The sequence below is a fragment of the Aeromonas sp. NJAU223 genome (genome assembly GCF_051125555.1).
GTDB classification, from domain to species: domain Bacteria; phylum Pseudomonadota; class Gammaproteobacteria; order Enterobacterales; family Aeromonadaceae; genus Aeromonas; species Aeromonas veronii_G.
On record NZ_CP144204.1, the window covers coordinates 3859058 to 3874645 of the forward strand.

Annotated in this window: 15 protein-coding genes; 1 reads left to right on the top strand and 14 read right to left on the bottom strand. The window is 58.6% G+C overall.

Going from position 1 to position 15588, the window contains the following annotated elements:
• Window positions 1–15: 15 nt before the first annotated feature.
• The 3 genes from VZC39_RS17610 to VZC39_RS17620 are packed head-to-tail and all read right to left on the bottom strand — an operon-like array spanning window position 16 to window position 2636.
• Window positions 16–639: a transglycosylase SLT domain-containing protein gene (locus VZC39_RS17610; RefSeq protein ID WP_434476159.1), complete on the bottom strand. Its 624-nt coding sequence runs from the start codon at window positions 637–639 to the stop codon at window positions 16–18.
• A 26-nt stretch (window positions 640–665) separates the two neighbouring features.
• Window positions 666–1004, bottom strand: a complete 339-nt coding sequence (gene glnB / locus VZC39_RS17615) for a nitrogen regulatory protein P-II (RefSeq protein ID WP_100294159.1) — start codon at window positions 1002–1004, stop codon at window positions 666–668.
• 9 nt (window positions 1005–1013) lie between these two features.
• Window positions 1014–2636 (bottom strand): NAD+ synthase, encoded by a 1623-nt coding sequence (locus VZC39_RS17620; RefSeq protein ID WP_349919645.1) that lies wholly within the window; start codon window positions 2634–2636, stop codon window positions 1014–1016.
• A 138-nt stretch (window positions 2637–2774) separates the two neighbouring features.
• Here VZC39_RS17620 and VZC39_RS17625 point away from each other — a divergent pair, with 138 nt between their 5' ends.
• Window positions 2775–3296 (top strand): GspH/FimT family pseudopilin, encoded by a 522-nt coding sequence (locus VZC39_RS17625; protein WP_349919646.1) that lies wholly within the window; start codon window positions 2775–2777, stop codon window positions 3294–3296.
• A 13-nt stretch (window positions 3297–3309) separates the two neighbouring features.
• Here VZC39_RS17625 and VZC39_RS17630 read toward each other — a convergent pair whose 3' ends face one another.
• From VZC39_RS17630 to ribF, 11 genes are all read right to left on the bottom strand, one after another.
• Window positions 3310–3597: a TapY2 family type IVa secretion system protein gene (locus VZC39_RS17630; RefSeq protein WP_349919647.1), complete on the bottom strand. Its 288-nt coding sequence runs from the start codon at window positions 3595–3597 to the stop codon at window positions 3310–3312.
• Complete coding sequence (locus VZC39_RS17635; protein ID WP_434664224.1) at window positions 3594–7172, bottom strand: pilus assembly protein; 3579 nt, start codon at window positions 7170–7172, stop codon at window positions 3594–3596. Before VZC39_RS17635 ends, VZC39_RS17630 begins: the two co-directional genes overlap by 4 nt.
• Window positions 7173–7183: 11 nt before the next feature.
• A complete protein-coding gene (gene tppD / locus VZC39_RS17640; protein ID WP_434664227.1) occupies window positions 7184–7615 on the bottom strand; it encodes a type IVa pilus pseudopilin TppD in 432 nt (143 codons plus the stop codon).
• Entirely contained in the window at window positions 7612–8622 is a 1011-nt protein-coding gene (locus tag VZC39_RS17645; RefSeq protein WP_434664230.1) for a PilW family protein, read from the bottom strand. The genes tppD and VZC39_RS17645 overlap by 4 nt, the downstream gene beginning before the upstream one ends.
• The gene (pilV, locus tag VZC39_RS17650) at window positions 8619–9179 is read right to left on the bottom strand and encodes a type IV pilus modification protein PilV (protein ID WP_434664232.1); all 561 of its coding nucleotides are present in this window, start codon (window positions 9177–9179) and stop codon (window positions 8619–8621) included. The genes VZC39_RS17645 and pilV overlap by 4 nt, the downstream gene beginning before the upstream one ends.
• 3 nt (window positions 9180–9182) lie before the next feature.
• Window positions 9183–9590: a type IVa pilus pseudopilin TppA gene (tppA, locus tag VZC39_RS17655; protein ID WP_349919653.1), complete on the bottom strand. Its 408-nt coding sequence runs from the start codon at window positions 9588–9590 to the stop codon at window positions 9183–9185.
• 111 nt (window positions 9591–9701) lie between these two features.
• Window positions 9702–10637, bottom strand: coding sequence for a 4-hydroxy-3-methylbut-2-enyl diphosphate reductase (ispH, locus tag VZC39_RS17660; RefSeq protein WP_349919654.1), 936 nt, complete (start codon window positions 10635–10637; stop codon window positions 9702–9704).
• 79 nt (window positions 10638–10716) lie between these two features.
• On the bottom strand, window positions 10717–11169 hold the full coding sequence (gene fkpB / locus VZC39_RS17665) for an FKBP-type peptidyl-prolyl cis-trans isomerase (RefSeq protein WP_434664236.1): 453 nt from the start codon (window positions 11167–11169) through the stop codon (window positions 10717–10719).
• Entirely contained in the window at window positions 11166–11675 is a 510-nt protein-coding gene (gene lspA, locus VZC39_RS17670) for a signal peptidase II (RefSeq protein ID WP_434664238.1), read from the bottom strand. Before lspA ends, fkpB begins: the two co-directional genes overlap by 4 nt.
• Window positions 11675–14536, bottom strand: a complete 2862-nt coding sequence (ileS, locus tag VZC39_RS17675) for an isoleucine--tRNA ligase (protein WP_434664241.1) — start codon at window positions 14534–14536, stop codon at window positions 11675–11677. Before ileS ends, lspA begins: the two co-directional genes overlap by 1 nt.
• On the bottom strand, window positions 14536–15510 hold the full coding sequence (ribF, locus tag VZC39_RS17680; protein ID WP_349922557.1) for a bifunctional riboflavin kinase/FAD synthetase: 975 nt from the start codon (window positions 15508–15510) through the stop codon (window positions 14536–14538). The genes ileS and ribF overlap by 1 nt, the downstream gene beginning before the upstream one ends.
• Window positions 15511–15588 lie beyond the last annotated feature (78 nt).

Below are 15588 nucleotides of genomic sequence, written 5' to 3' on the forward strand. Positions count from 1 at the left end.
TGACTCCTGATGTGGTTACGAGAACCAGCCCCCGCTGGGAAGCTGATCCTTGCATTGTCGATACTGGGCGCCATAGCGCTGGGCACGGGCCTCTACCTTGCGGGAGACCTTCATCAGCCACCCCTTGGCTCGGTAGCTGCCACGCCGGTAGCCGCCCCAGCCTTCGTGATAATTGAGGTACTGGCCGTAGGCATCCCACTTGGAGGTGCCGTTCAGCCGCTGGGCCTTGTTAGTGTACCAGCCCATGAAATCGATGGCGTCGGCGAAATCATCCCGATCGCTCCAGCCGTTGCCGGTTTCCCGCTTGTAGTCGTCCCAGGTATCATCCTTCACCTGGGCATAGCCATAGGCGGAGCTGGCACGGCCGGTCGGGATGAAGAGGAAATACTGCATCGGTGGCTGGGCATCGTGCACGAAGGAGGACTCCTGATACATCATGGCCATCACCACGTGCACCGGCGTTCCCCAGCGCTCGGTCATCTTGAGCGCCGCCTTGTGCCAGTCCGGTTTCTCCCGAAAGATCTGGCACAGGTTCTCCGGCTGGGCTGGCGGCGTGGTGCTGCAGGCGGTCAATCCCATCAGCAGACCCAGCACCACCACGAAGCGCTTTCCCATCAACGGCAGAGCCGCTGTTCGCATGTCAAACTTTCGAGGCAAATCCAACATCAAATAGCGTCTTCGTTCTCTTCACCAGTACGAATGCGGATAACACGTTCAACTTCGCAGACGAAGATCTTGCCATCGCCAATCTTGCCGGTACGCGCCGTGTTCTGGATGGCCTCCAGGCAGGCATCGAGATCCTCGTCCTGCACCACCAGCTCCAGCTTGACCTTGGGCAGGAAATCCACCATGTACTCGGCACCACGATAGAGCTCGGTGTGACCCTTCTGGCGGCCGAATCCCTTGACCTCGGACACCGTCATGCCGTTGATGCCGATCTCGGCCAGGGCCTCGCGTACATCGTCCAGCTTGAACGGTTTGATGATGGCTTCAATCTTCTTCATGGTGACTCCTTACCAGTTCTGTTTGCCAAACCCGGACGTGATGGGGTAACGGCGATCCTTACCAAAGTTGCGGGCCGTGATGCGGGGCCCGACGGCCGCCTGACGGCGCTTGTATTCGTTGAGATCCACCAGCCGGATCACCTTGCGAACCACCGCCTCTTCGAAGCCCTCCGCCACCAGCTCTGCGACCGAGGCATCCTCCTCCACATAGCGCTTGAGAATGGCATCCAGGATGTCGTAGGGGGGCAGGCTGTCCTGATCCACCTGATCCGGTGCCAGCTCTGCCGAAGGCGGACGATCGATGACCCGCTGCGGGATCACATAATCGAGGGTATTGCGATATTCGCACAGTTTGAAGACCAGCGTCTTGGGCACATCCTTGAGCACGTCGAAACCGCCCGCCATGTCACCGTACAGGGTGGCATAGCCAACGGACATCTCGCTCTTGTTGCCCGTGGTCAGCACGATGCGGCGACGCTTGTTGGAGAGCGCCATCAGCAGCACACCGCGACAGCGCGCCTGCAGGTTCTCTTCCGTGGTATCCCGGGCGGTACCGGCAAACAGCGGCGCCAGCTGGGTCATGAAGCCTTCGAACATGGGTTCGATGGAGATGATGTCAAACTCCACCCCCATCCGCTCGGCCTGCTCCTTGGCATCCTCCACGCTCATCTGGGCGGTGTAGCGGAACGGCATCATCACCGCCTGCACCTTGTCGGCTCCGATGGCATCGGCCGCAATGGCCAGGGTCAAGGCGGAGTCAATTCCACCGGAGAGACCCAGCACGGCGCCCTGGAAGCCGTTCTTGGTGATGTAGTCGCGCACCGCCAGCACCAGCGCCTGATAGATCTCCGCCAATGGCGGGAGGGACGCCGCAGGCTCCTTCTCCTTCACCGGCTGGTTCTGCTCGAAGCGCACCACTGCCAGTTCTTCGGCAAACGGTGCCAGCTTGTGGGTCAGCTCGCCCTGGCCGTTGAACACCTTGGAGCAACCGTCAAAGATAAGCTCGTCCTGACCACACACCTGATTGAGGTAGACCAGTGGCAGACCGGTCTGGGCACAGCGCTCCGTCATCAACTCATGGCGGATCCAGGGTTTTTCACGATCATAGGGTGAGGCATTGATGGTCAGCAACAACTCGGCACCGGCAGCCTTGGCCGCCATGGCCGGACCCGATTGCCACAGGTCCTCGCAGATCAGCAGCCCCAGTTGATGACCACGGAAAGAGACCACGCAGGTTTCACTGCCTGCGGTGAAGTAGCGCTTCTCGTCAAACACGCCGTAGTTCGGCAGATCCTGCTTGAAATAGCGAGCCACCAGCCTGCCCTGCTCGAAGAGAGACGCCGCGTTGTAGAGCGCGCCCTCTTCACGCCAGGGGTGACCGACCAGGATCGCGCACTGGCCAGCCCAGGCAGAGATGCGGGCCAGTGCGACCTCGACCCGGAGCATCAGATCGGCACGCAGCAGCAAGTCCTCCGGCGGATAACCGGTCAGCGCCAACTCGGAGCAGACCAGCAGATCGGCCCCCTGGGCGTCCGCCTCGGCGGCCGCGGCCAGCACCTTGTCACAGTTGTCTTCGATGGCGCCTACCGTCAGATTTAACTGGGCAAGCATCAGAGAGAGGGCTTTTGCCATGGCGATGCATCTTGAATTCGAAAATGATGGGGAATGATAAAGAAAAGGCGCTGGCTGTGCCAGCCCAACCCTTGGGCTTTGCGCTGGAGTTCTGGCCACCAGCAGATAAGATGTAACTAATCGAAGGAGAGATTTGCCATGATCAAGGATGTGAAAGGATTCACGCTACTTGAACTGATGATCGCCGTCAGCCTGGGGGTCATCTTGCTCGGTATTGGGGCGCCCGCCATGTCGAGCCTGCTCAACGAGAATACGCTGCAATTTGAATCGCGCACCCTGCTTAAGTATCTGCGCTTCGCTCGCGGTCAGGCCGTCGACAATCAGCAAACCGTCACTGCCTGCCTGGCCAACGCCAGCGATAGCTGCGTCACCGCCAGCCCGACCCAAATGCTAGTGTTCGTCGATAGCAACGGCAACCGCATTTTGAATAACGGTGAGCAGCTCCTAGCAAGAAGCCATATTTTTCCTACAAACTTTAGTGCGACGAACCAAAGCTCAGAGGCCACCAAGCGCGCCACTGTATTTATCCCAGATGGAACCAGCCTTGTTACCAATACCACCCTTAATCTCTGCAGCCCAGGCAATGCCCGGGTCGATCTGGTCATCGCCCCTTCCGGGCGCACCACTCAGTCAACCCAGGCCAATATCATTTGCCCCTGATGCGTATGGCCTGCTATCGCAGTTGGCTAGCATCTTGCCGCATCCCCTCTTTTGACTGGAACTTGTCTCCCGCAGGACGACACTCCAGCAGTTTAAGCACAGGGACCACGGCACCGTTGACCTCGTAACCCCTCTGCTGGAATTTCTCCTGTACGGCCTGCTGGCTGTTGTCATTGACAGTTCCGTGCAGTACGACTCTCTGCCCGTTGGTCAATTCGACATAGCACTTCATGTCATCCGCCAGCGCAACTCCTGACAGCAGAGTAACGAAAGCCAGCATCACTCTTTTAAGCGACTTCATTGTGCCTCTCCTTCATACAGGTAGATCTTCTTGGGCGACATATCCATTTCGGCCTCTTCCGCTCCTTCTGCACATTCTCCGCCACCGGTACAGCGCTCAGGCTCACCATTGCCCTCATCCTTGAGGATGACCTCTTCCCCTGTGCCGCCCCCCAGAATGCGGATCTTGGCATCATCCCCGGCATGGACCACCAAATCATCCGCCACCTTGTTTTGCACCTCGACGTAGCGTTCGGGAGTCTCATTGCCATCCAGATCCACGACGTAGCGGAACGAGCTGCCGTAGTGCATATCCACCATGTATTGACGCGCCGCGCCAATGGACTGGATGGTGCACTGCTGGAATGACTGCACCTGGGGCAGGAAAGAGGTGAAATAGAGCTTGCCCTGCAAGACCACACCGGTCCCCAACGATTTCTCCCCCTCTTCGTTCAGCCAGTTGGCCCACCCCTTCGCACTGGTGATCCCCGCCTTGACCGCCAACGTTCCGGCAGTGGTCGTCTGGGCCGAGAGCGGATCATTGGTGACATCATAAAGATCGGAGACCTGAATGGGGGTTCTAGCCGGTGAAGTAGCTGTACGCGGAGTGACGTCATAGTCGCGCAGCATGAAATAGCCGTTTCGGACGCTCGATTCGGACGAGGGGCGATTGCGATCACCGCTACCGATCAACACGGCATCGAAGGGGCGGTCTTGATAGGAGTAGGTCGTATTGCCCCCGGAAGTCGTTGCCGTTACCTGCTTGTTGATGGTCCTCACCACTATGGGCTGGGTGAAGAAACGGCGATCGTCTGTCAGCGTTGCATCCGACCCCAGACTGGCAAACTTGAAGACCTTCCAATCCGACTTGGTGGCAGAAGGTAGGTCCATCCGCCAGATGTTGCCACCGGTATCCCCCACATAGATGCGATCAACCTTGTCATCCCCATCACTATCCAAGGTCGCCACCGAGCCAGGCATGCTGTCATTCATGCCACTGACCTGCAAATTGGAAGTCGACGTGGCGGCAGGGGTAGCACTGAACACCAGTGCTCCTGTTGCGGCATTGACGATATAGATCCCCCTCCCCATGCTGTCATTGGTTCCCAACCCCTGAGCACTCTTGTTGGTGTCATACCCCCCCGTAAAGATAAGGACCGGATCGGTCACTCCGGGGACGAAAGCCACCTCGGGGACCGACCAGGTCAATCCCAACTCACCAAAGCCCGTGCTCTGGGCGTTCAGTCGCCATTTCAGGGTCGGGGTATTGGGACTGGACAGATCGAAGGCGTAATAAGCCTTGCCACCACTTCTCAGCCCGGTAAATACCCAGACAAAGTCGTTTTCGGAAGACTTCAACACTCCGTTTCGATTGGTATCCTTGATGAGGGCAACGGGTGAAGAGTCGACACCATAGAGATGTTCAGCTGACTCGGCATTGACCCGCAGCGCCTGTTGATTGGCCAGAAACTCATAGGGAATCGTGGCCCAGCTCTCGTCGATGGTGCTGCCCATGTCCTTGAACATGTGCAAGAAACCAGCATTGGTGCCAAACAAGATCCGCAAATCTGGCGCATCCGCCATGTTGCCTGACTGGGGTCCGTAGTTCAGTACCAGCGGGCGGGAGTGAAGCGGATCCCCCATGATGTGGCTACGGAGGGTGGTCGAGGTATCAAAGTCCTCATCATCCACATCCAACCCTTTGGTCCAGTTGATCAGCTTGTCCAGCTCGGCCGAGTCACCGACTTTCATCAAGGTCATCAATGCCGCCTCACTCCCTGCCTGAGAGACCAGATTCGCCTTGGTCAAAGCATCGAGCCGAGTCTGGGCATTGTTGATGACATAGAGATTCCGGTTGCTCTTGGCCGCCAGCATGGCTTGCGCCCCACCCTCCGCAACCCTGTTACCGTCCCGGGTCGTTGACCAGTATGTTTGTGCACTGTCGAGGATGGTGCCATCGAATTTGATAGCAGGCAGGCCACGGCTGTCGGCGACATAACCGTCGGGGGAGAACATCAGTTTCTTCAGATTGCCCCGCCACCTTGGACCCACATCCGGTTCGAACATGGCGTAATAGATATTGTTGAGGCTGCGGGTCCGGTCGAAGTTATTGCTGGCGATGGCAGGTGAAACCAGCGAGGTATTGATCCTGAGGATGGCGAGCAGGGACGCTTTCAGGGCATCGGTCAGGGCCGAGGCGTTGGTTGCCGGGTAATAGACACCACCACCACGACGAGCGGTTTCGGCCAGTAAATTACCGGCACCGCTGATAGCTTCATCACCGAAACCAACGGTAAAGGTAGTGACCGTTTGAGTACCTGGAGAGACGCTATTGACGTCCTTATGCTTCATATAGCCAGCCAGTGCGGCCAGATAGCTACTCGACCGGTTATTTCCTGTGCCATAGGATACGGCCGAACCATAGGCTGCTTTTTCATCCGTTGAAAGTGTATTGATCAGCCCCTGAACGACGGAATCTGATGAGGTATCCTGGGTCGGCTCACCATCGGTGATATATATGACATAACCATTGTTGGAGCAGTTGTCATACGGGGCTTGATAGGTGCCGGCCGGGCTCTCTGCCGTGGTATCTCTCGGAGTGCCTTGCAGCCCATAGACGACCTGTTTGCCCCCAAAGAATTGGTAGGCCTCACTCAGCGTTTCACAAAGCGGGGTATTGGTGCTGGCGGTCAGGGCCTCCACTCTATCCAATAAATCCTGCTCGCCACTTTTACCATTGGCCAGCGTAGCTTCACTCCCCAATATGTCTCGAACGATTCGCCCGCCATTTGAAGAGTTGCTGTTGTTGGTATTGAATATGGCCAAACCAAAATCGACGCCGGGTGTCGAGGATATCAACCCTTTGACAGCATCCTTGGCAATACGCAGCCTAGATTCTTTGGAGTACCCGGTTGGGCCATAATACCACCGGATATAATTAGCCGAATAAATGGTCACCGCCGTATTGCTGGCATTGACGGCATTGGCCTTGTTCGCCGTATAAAACCACTCCCCGCGATTATTACTTGTTTTATCGACCGGATAACCTGTGCCAACAGACCAACTCCCGGTGTAGGGGTTGGCCGAATTACTTGCCGTCACGTCCTGCTTGCAGTCAACCAGGCTGATGTTGCTCACCTGATAACCGCTAAGGGAGTACCACTCTCCCCGCCCTCTTCCTGGCGGTGTACCACTCTCCACCTCATAGCTCCACATCTGGGACTGAAAATATCCCGTATTGGCGAGGGGTGTTTTGGACGTGGCGCACGCATTGAATTTGTCAGAGAAGCGCTTATTGCTGTTGATGGCGGGAATACTGCCGTCCGTGGAGAAATAGATAAACTTGTTGTTATTGGCCGTATCGGGGTCATTGCTCAGTACGGGATAGACGGTCGCCGGATTATACGCTTCTTTTATCTGCTCCATGGTGTCCGCCATACTGCCCGAGTTGTCGAATATCAGCAGTACCTTGGGCCTGAAATCACCGGCTTTGTTAAAGTCATAGATAAAGAGCTCGGTATCATCGGCTCTCGTTGTATTGGCAACCAGTATCAGGCTGGACCAGCACAAGACGACTCCAATTTGTCGTAACCACATATCCTTCGCTCCTATTTGGTGAGCAGTGGCTGTTCCACACCTGCAACCCAGTTCAACTGGCTCGCATATTTTCCATAATTCACCGAGGTCTGCAGCTCGACGTACTTGCACGCAGGAATGACGTTGTTGCTGCTTGCCTCCACCTTGCGTTTGCAGACTGTCTCCGTTCGCGTTGTCAGCGCCACTGCCGCAGAGGCGTTGCTGCTGTTGACCGTGATGGCCGCACTGGCCCCCATATTCGAGATCAGCGTCGACACGTTATTGCTCTGCATGGCGGCCTCAATGATCCCTTCGAGCCGATGTTCCGCCTGCCGGAAGCTGGCCGCCGAGCCGGCCATCTTGAGATCCTGACCCGATGACTGCATCACCACGACGGCAATCAAGGTCAGCGGTACCAGAATAATCAGGGCAACGATCAGGGCTACCCCACGTTGACGCTTCATGAGCTTCCCCCCATGACTGCCGGATTGCGCAGTGACACGCTGGTTTCTAGCAGCAACCGGCGAAAACCATCGCCATTACCCGTAACCGAGACATCGCCAACCTGATAGGTATTGTTATTGACGTAGCGGCCGGAAGCTTGCAATGAACGCACGAGCACAAAGACTCTGGCGGCGACGACTCGCCCCTCGCTCCACTCCTGCTCGGTAACATTGCTGCTGGCGACATAGCGATCGATGGTGCTGTCCGGCACCGGACTGTCATCAACACCAAACAGTATGCTGAGTCTCTCAATCCCTTCCGCCATGGCTCCTCCGATCAGCACGGAACCGCCATTGGCCGTCAGATACCGTTTTCTCAACTCGGGGCTGTTGGTGGTGGCATTGGGGGAGAGGTAATAAACGATGTGCTGATATTCCCACAATTGGCGTGCAGGCATGGCGGTCACACTGGGTATTGGTTCGCCCCCCTTGAACATCTGGGCGGCCTGGGTGTTGGTCGCGAGATAGAAGCGGTTGCCTGCGGCGTTTGCATCCGTGAGGGGACGGCCCATCAGCCGCTTGATACTGATGACATCCGTGTTGGCAATACGCGATGCTGTTGGAATACAAGAAAAGGCGCCACCAGTAATGCCTTTATTATTATCAATTCGAGCTCCCCATATAGCCCTAAATGCTCTGTTATCGGTTTTTCTGGGCGGAAGACTACCTCCCCCTAAATTGTCGGAGCAATCATCCGTTGCAAGCAAAGTTGATCCGCTACTTAAAGTCATCCCTTGCTCTTCTTTCATGGGAGAGCCCGTATAGTCCCCCCAGAAACCGGCCCATTTCAGATCCTGGGTCAGCATGCGCATGGCGATGCGGCCATTCTCCTGCAATTCGCTCTGATCGAAGGCGTCCTCCGTAGTGGCACGGGAAGCCACGAAGATGCTGAGCCCCCCGCCCACCAGAAAGACGCCGATCAACATGGCGATCAGCCACTCGACCAGGGTAAAGCCACGGGATTTCACAGGGTGGTCGTCAGTACGAACTGACGCCTCTGCCGATCTGCGACATTGCTCAGGCCGCAGCTGTCACGCACTGCGGTGACATTAGTGGCCCCATCGGAGAGGGACTGGCGGCCACGCCAGAAGATCCCCACAGTCAGACTGTTGTTGGCCCCCCGAATGACGCAGCCAATGGGGGACTGCAAGGATGATGCGGCACCGGAGACGGCCGCCCCTGCCAGAGAGCGCTGCCAGTAGTAGAGATCGAGCGCCTGCCTGTCGCTGCGACTGCAGCCCGCCATGGTGCCGTCGTCATTGCCACAGGAGGGGCGGTTCAGGGCCGTATTGGAAACCACTGCGGTGCCCTGGGCAGACCAGCTGTCCTTGTTGATCCGCGCACGCTCCACGAGATCGTTGGCGAGCCAATTGGCGATGGTGCGCTGACGGGCCTCATAACCGGAAAACTTGGCCGTCGCCTGCATGGCCACCAGACCCAGCAGGCCAAAAGAGAGGATCACCGCGGCTATCATCACCTCCAGCAGGCTGAATCCGGTCATGTGAGAACGACGTTGTGCTCTCATCGGCTAATCCCAGCAGGCATTGTTGGTGGTATCGCCGAGCCGGGTGGCGCTGCGGGTTCCGTTCTGATCGATGGAGAAGATGACACAATCACTGTCGGAACCTTGCGCTCCGGATGCCGTCGCAAACAGCGTAAATGTATTGCCTGCCGCGGAGATAACCAGATGATAGAGGCCTGAACCCGAGTTATCCGATACGTTCAACGCAGCCGCAGAGGAGGCGTACTGGTTGAAATCCATAAAATAGCTTTCTTGCCTGTTGGCGGCATCCAGCAGCATATTTTTGGCTTCAACACGGTGACTGACCAGCAGATAACGCTGATAGGAGGGATAGGCAATAGTGCCAAGAATCGCCACGATTGCGACGACTATCATCAATTCGATGAGGGAAAAGCCTCGATAGAACCCAATCATGTCCCATCCTTAGGTGACTGGTACTCCTGACAGTCTAATGCCGGATTGGTCGCAACGACAAACCCGGCATCAGAAACTTCATGCTTTATTCTTAGGCCATCCTGGCCAAATTCAAATAATTCTAAGCTCGGGCGGCACCTCGAACACCACGTTCTCCTCACGGCCCGGGTGTTCGGTCACTATCTTGCCCCCCAGCTCCCGCAGGCGAGTGATGACGTTTTGTACCAGGATGTCGGGAGCCGAAGCCCCGGCCGTCACCCCGATGCGCTCCACCCCATCCAGCCAGCCCGGTTCGATCATGGTCGCGTCGTCGATCAGATAGGCACGCGCCCCCACCTTCTCCGCCAGCTCCCGCAGGCGATTGGAGTTGGAGGAGTTGCGCGACCCCACCACCAGCATGGCATCCACCAGTCCCGCCATCTCCCGTACCGCATCCTGGCGATTCTGGGTGGCGTAGCAGATGTCATCCTTGCGCGGCCCCTGGATCTTGGGGAAATGCTGGCGCAGGGCGTCGATGACATCCGAGGTCTCATCCACGCTGAGGGTGGTCTGGGTGACGAAGCAGAGATCGTCCGGATTCTTCACCTGCAGCTTGGCCACATCGTCCGGCGTCTCCACCAGATACATGCCGCCCTCGTGGTTCTCGTACTGTCCCATGGTGCCGATCACCTCGGGGTGGCCGGCATGACCGATGAGCACGGCTTCGGAACCCTTGCGGCTGGCACGATGGACTTCCATGTGTACCTTGGTCACCAGGGGGCAGGTGGCATCGAACACCTTGAGGGCGCGGGACTTGGCCATCTCGCGCACCGTCTTGGCCACCCCGTGGGCGGAGAAGATGACGATGCTGTCGTCCGGTACCTCATCGAGCTCCTCGACGAAGACGGCCCCCGCCTCTTTCAGCTTGTTCACCACGTAGCGGTTGTGCACCACCTCGTGGCGGACATAGATGGGCGCACCGAATTTCTCCAGCGCACTCTCGACGATGCTGATGGCACGATCGACACCGGCGCAGAAGCCGCGGGGATTAGCTAGCAAGATATCCATCAGCACACCTCGCTCATGTCGATGGCACGATCGATCCCAACACAACAGAAGCCACGGGGGTTGGCGAGCAGGATATCCATCAGTGAACTTTCTCCTCGTCATCGACAGCCAGGATCTCCACCTCGAAGGTCACGGTGTGACCCGCCAGGGGATGATTGAAATCGACAGTGACCGACATGCCTTCCACCGCCCGGATGATGCCGGGCAGCTCACCGCCGTTGGGCTGATCGAAGATCATGATGGTGCCGACCTTGGGTTCCATATCGGCGCCAAACTTGGCTCTGTCCAGGTGGTAGATGTTGTCGGGATTGGAGAGACCGAACGCCTGCTCCGGTGCCAGGGTGAAGCTCTTGGTCTCCCCCTGCTTGAGCCCCAGCAGACACTGCTCAAAACTCATCGTCAGGCTGCCATCCCCCATCCGCAGACGAGCCGGTTTGCCGTGCAGCGCAGTGCTGTCGGCGACCGAACCATCTTCCAGCTTGATGGAAAAGTGGAACAGCACGCTGCTGTCAGCGGCAATCTGCTGGCTCATGCGGCCTCTTCCTTTTTCTTCTCACTGCGAAAACCGTCCAGCACTATCATGGCGGCACCGATGAAGATGAAGCTGTCCGCCAGATTGAACGCCGGCCAATGGGCACGCTGCCAGTAGAAGTCGAGAAAATCGACCACATGACCGAGCACCAGCCGATCGAACACGTTGCCGAGCGCCCCACCGATGATGAGGGAGTAGGCTATGCCGCTCCAGCGCTGGGTCACCGACTGCTTGCGCAGCCAGTGGATCAGCAGACCGCAGATGGCAAACGCCAGCACCGCGAAGAACCAGCGCTGCCAGCCCCCCTGATCCGCCAGGAAACTGAACGCAGCCCCCTTGTTGTAGACATGCACCAGGTTGAAGAAGGGGGTGATCTCCACCCCCGGATAACCAAATGGCAGCAACTTGACCACGGCGAGCTTGCTCGCCTGGTCCAGCACGAAGGCCAGCACCGCCAGCCACAGCCAACGCAGGCCGGTTTTTTGAGTGTCTTGAGTCATGTTCATCAGGCAAATTGACGCGTTTCGCCGTCACCCTCGACGTTGGTGACGCAGCGACCACAGATCTCTTCGTGACCAGCAATGGTGCCCACGTCTTCCACATGGTGCCAGCAACGGTCGCACTTGGCGGCGGCAGACTGGGCCACGCTCAGCCAGAGATCGTCGCGCTCGGTTGCGACGGCGTCCGCCGGTGCAGACTCGGCAACCACGACCTTGGCCTTGGAAGTGAGCAGCACAAAGCGCAGCTCATCGGCCAGTGCGTTCAGGCGCGCAGCCAGCTCCGGCTTAGCGAACAGGGTCAGCTCGGCCTGCAGGGAACCGCCGATGCGCTTCTCGCCACGGGCGGCTTCCAGCGCCTTGTTCACTTCCCCACGAACGGTCAGGATCTCCGCCCAGAAGGCATCGCTCATCTGCTCGCCCGCTTCCAGCCCGAACAGGCCGTCATACCACTCCTCGGTGAACACGAACTCGCCGCGCTCGCCCGGCAGCAGGGCCCAGATCTCGTCGGCGGTGAAGCTCATGATGGGCGCCATCCAGCGCACCATGGCCTCAGCGATGTGATAGAGGGCGCTCTGGCAGGAACGACGGGCCAGGCTGTCGGCCTTGGCGGTGTACTGCCTGTCCTTGATGACATCCAGGTAGAAGGAACCCATCTCGATGGAGCAGAACTGCATCAACTTCTGGGTCACGCCGTGGAAGTTGTACTCGTCGAACGCAGTCACGATCTCGGCCTGCACCGCCTTGGCACGGCCCACCGCCCAGCGATCCACCACCACCATGTCGGCAGGGGCCACCATGTCGGTCGCCGGGTTGAAGCCGTTCAGGTTAGCCAGCAGGAAGCGGGCAGTGTTGCGGATACGGCGATAGGCATCGGCGCTGCGCTTGAGGATCTCGTCGGAGACGGTCATCTCGCCGGTGTAGTCGGTGCTCGCCACCCACAGGCGCAGGATGTCGGCACCCAGCTTGTTCATCACGTCCTGGGGGCTGACCACGTTGCCGATGGATTTGGACATCTTACGGCCCTGACCATCCACGGTGAAGCCGTGGGTCAGTACCTGGTTGTACGGAGCCTTGTCCTTCATGGCCACGCCGATCATCAAGGAGGACATGAACCAGCCACGATGCTGATCCGAGCCTTCCAGATACATGTCGGCCGGGTTGCCGTTGAACTCGGGACGGGCATCCACCACGGAGGAGTGGGTAGAACCGGAGTCGAACCAGACGTCCAGGGTATCCGGCACCTTCTCATAGTTGTCGGCGTCCGCACCCAGCAGATCGGCCTTATCCAGATCCCACCAGGCCTGGATGCCTTTCTGTTCCACCAGCTTGGCCACTTCTTCCATCAGACGGACGGATTCCGGGTGCAACTGCTGGGTCTCTTTATGAACGAACAGGGAGATGGGCACACCCCAGGTCCGCTGACGGGAGATGCACCAGTCCGGACGGTTCTCGACCATGGCCTGGATACGGTTCTTGCCCCATGCCGGCACCCAGCCGCTTTGGCCGTGTTCGGCAATGCCCTGGGTCTCGATACGCTCGATCTCTTCCAGCGCACGCTTGCGCAGACCATTCTGCTCCATGCTGATGAACCACTGGGGCGTGGCACGGAAGATGATCGGGGTCTTGTGACGCCAGCAGTGCGGGTAGGAGTGGTTGAACACCTGATGGTGCAGCAGGGCACCACGCTCGGTCAGCACATCCACCACGGCGGTGTTGGCCTTGAACACGTGCTGGCCGGCGAACAGTTCGGTATCCGGCAGGTAGACGCCGTTGCTGCCAACGGGGTTGGCCACTTCCAGACCGTATTTCTGTCCGACCACGAAGTCTTCCTGACCATGGCCAGGGGCGGTGTGGACGATACCGGTACCGGCGTCCAGGGTGACGTGCTCACCCAGTACCACGGGGACATCGTAGTGGTAGAAGGGGTGGTTGAAGCGCAGCAAATCCAGGGTGCTGCCCTTGGCATAACCCAGGTTGTGGAACTGCTCGATACCGGCACGGTCCATCACGTCCTTGACCAGCTCGGCGGCCAGGATCAGGCGCTCAGGCTGCTCACCATCCACCTGCACCAGGGCGTAGTCCAGATCGGCGTGCATGGCGATGGCGCGGTTGGCCGGCAGGGTCCAGGGGGTGGTGGTCCAGATCACGGCAGAGATCGGGCCTTTACCGGTGTGACCTTGCGGGCAGTCGAACTTGGCCGCCACTGCAGCCTCGTCGACGGCCTTGAAGCGCACGTCGATGGAGGGGGAGTTCTTGTCGTAGTACTCGACTTCGGCCTCGGCCAGGGCGGAGCCACAGTCGGTACACCAGTGCACCGGCTTGGAGCCCTTGTGCAGGTGACCGTTTGCGACGATCTTGGCCATGGCGCGGATGATGTTGGCTTCGGTGCCAAAGTCCATGGTCAGGTAGGGATGTTCCCAATCACCCAGCACCCCCAGACGGATGAAGTCGGTCTTCTGCGCTTCAATCTGGGTCTTGGCGTATTTGCGGCACTCGGCGCGGAACTCGGCGGCGGAGACCTTCTCCCCCGGCTTGCCGACCATGCCTTCCACCTTCAGTTCGATGGGCAGACCGTGGCAATCCCAACCCGGCACATAGGGGGAGTCGAAGCCCGACATGCCCTTGGACTTGATGATGATGTCTTTGAGGATCTTGTTGACCGAGTGACCGATGTGAATGCTGCCGTTCGCATAGGGGGGGCCATCATGCAGAATGAAAGAAGGCTTGCCCGCTTTGGCGCGGCGAATGGCGCCGTAAAGATCCTGATCGTACCAACGCTTGAGCATGTTGGGTTCGCGCTTGGCGAGATCGCCACGCATCGGAAACTCGGTTTCCGGCAGATTCAGGGTGTGTTTATAGTCGCTCATCAGTCCTGGGTTCCCTTCTTTTCTAAAAGAGTGCTGGGTAAATTGAATGATGGCAGCCCGAACCAGGCTCGGGCCGCCAGGGCATCTCGTTCGATCTGCTCTTTCAAGGCGGTGAAAGAGGCAAACTTCTGCTCTTCGCGCAGCTTGTGGCGAAGCAGCACCTTGACCTGCTGACCATATAGATCACCAGAAAAATCAAATAGATGTACTTCCAATCTGGCTTGTGTACCGCTCAAGGTCGGCCGTACACCCACATTGGCGACACCGGGGAAGGTCTTGCCGGAACATAACACTTCCACCGCGAACACGCCACCGACCGGGATCACCTGCCGCTTCAGGGCAAGGTTGGCAGTGGGAAATCCTATGGTGCGTCCCAGCTTGTCGCCGTGGGCCACCCGGCCGCTGATGGCATAGGGACGCCCCAGCATCAGCTCCACTTCCGCCATGCGGCCGGCCGCGAGGGCCTCGCGCACCAGAGTGCTGCTGACCCGCTGGCGGGACAGCTGGAAGCTCTGGGTGCTGATCACCTCGAAGCCGAAGCGGCGCCCCGCCGCCTCCAGCAGGTGGAAGTCCCCTTCCCGCCCCTTGCCGAAGCGAAAATCGTCCCCTACCACCAGGTAGTGAACGCCGAGCTTCTCCACCAGCAGCTGCTCGATGAAGGTGCTGGCCGCCTGCTCGGCGAAACGGTGGGTGAAACGCACACAGAGCATGCGATCGATCTGCATGGCCTTGAGCGCTTCGTACTTCTCCCGCCAACGACTGAGACGCGCCGGCGCGGCGCTGCCCGCGAACAGCTCGAGGGGCTGGGGTTCGAACAGCATGACGCAGGCGGGCAAGCCCAGCTGGGCGGCTTTTTCCTGCAACCTGGCCAGCACCGCGTGGTGTCCCTGATGAACCCCATCGAAGTTGCCTATGGTCAATACACAGCCCCGGTGACGGGGCTTGATATTGTGAATGCCGCGAATAAGCTCCATCAGTGCCTTGTGCGTTGCTGCCATGGAAATCGGCGGATTATATATCAGGCGGCCAGCAGGATCAGCCCTCATGGCCCG

Bases quoted from the DNA above. Each gene is read 5' to 3' on its own strand.
- glnB (WP_100294159.1), bottom strand. From the start codon at position 1,004: ATGAAGAAGATTGAAGCCATCATCAAACCGTTCAAGCTGGACGATGTA.
- ispH (WP_349919654.1), bottom strand. From the start codon at position 10,637: ATGGATATCTTGCTAGCTAATCCCCGCGGCTTCTGCGCCGGTGTCGAT.
- VZC39_RS17630 (WP_349919647.1), bottom strand. From the start codon at position 3,597: ATGAAGTCGCTTAAAAGAGTGATGCTGGCTTTCGTTACTCTGCTGTCA.
- VZC39_RS17610 (WP_434476159.1), bottom strand. From the start codon at position 639: ATGCGAACAGCGGCTCTGCCGTTGATGGGAAAGCGCTTCGTGGTGGTG.
- fkpB (WP_434664236.1), bottom strand. From the start codon at position 11,169: ATGAGCCAGCAGATTGCCGCTGACAGCAGCGTGCTGTTCCACTTTTCC.
- VZC39_RS17635 (WP_434664224.1), bottom strand. From the start codon at position 7,172: ATGTGGTTACGACAAATTGGAGTCGTCTTGTGCTGGTCCAGCCTGATA.
- VZC39_RS17625 (WP_349919646.1), top strand. From the start codon at position 2,775: ATGATCAAGGATGTGAAAGGATTCACGCTACTTGAACTGATGATCGCC.
- pilV (WP_434664232.1), bottom strand. From the start codon at position 9,179: ATGAGAGCACAACGTCGTTCTCACATGACCGGATTCAGCCTGCTGGAG.
- ribF (WP_349922557.1), bottom strand. From the start codon at position 15,510: ATGGAGCTTATTCGCGGCATTCACAATATCAAGCCCCGTCACCGGGGC.
- tppA (WP_349919653.1), bottom strand. From the start codon at position 9,590: ATGATTGGGTTCTATCGAGGCTTTTCCCTCATCGAATTGATGATAGTC.
- tppD (WP_434664227.1), bottom strand. From the start codon at position 7,615: ATGAAGCGTCAACGTGGGGTAGCCCTGATCGTTGCCCTGATTATTCTG.
- lspA (WP_434664238.1), bottom strand. From the start codon at position 11,675: ATGAACATGACTCAAGACACTCAAAAAACCGGCCTGCGTTGGCTGTGG.
- ileS (WP_434664241.1), bottom strand. From the start codon at position 14,536: ATGAGCGACTATAAACACACCCTGAATCTGCCGGAAACCGAGTTTCCG.
- VZC39_RS17620 (WP_349919645.1), bottom strand. From the start codon at position 2,636: ATGGCAAAAGCCCTCTCTCTGATGCTTGCCCAGTTAAATCTGACGGTA.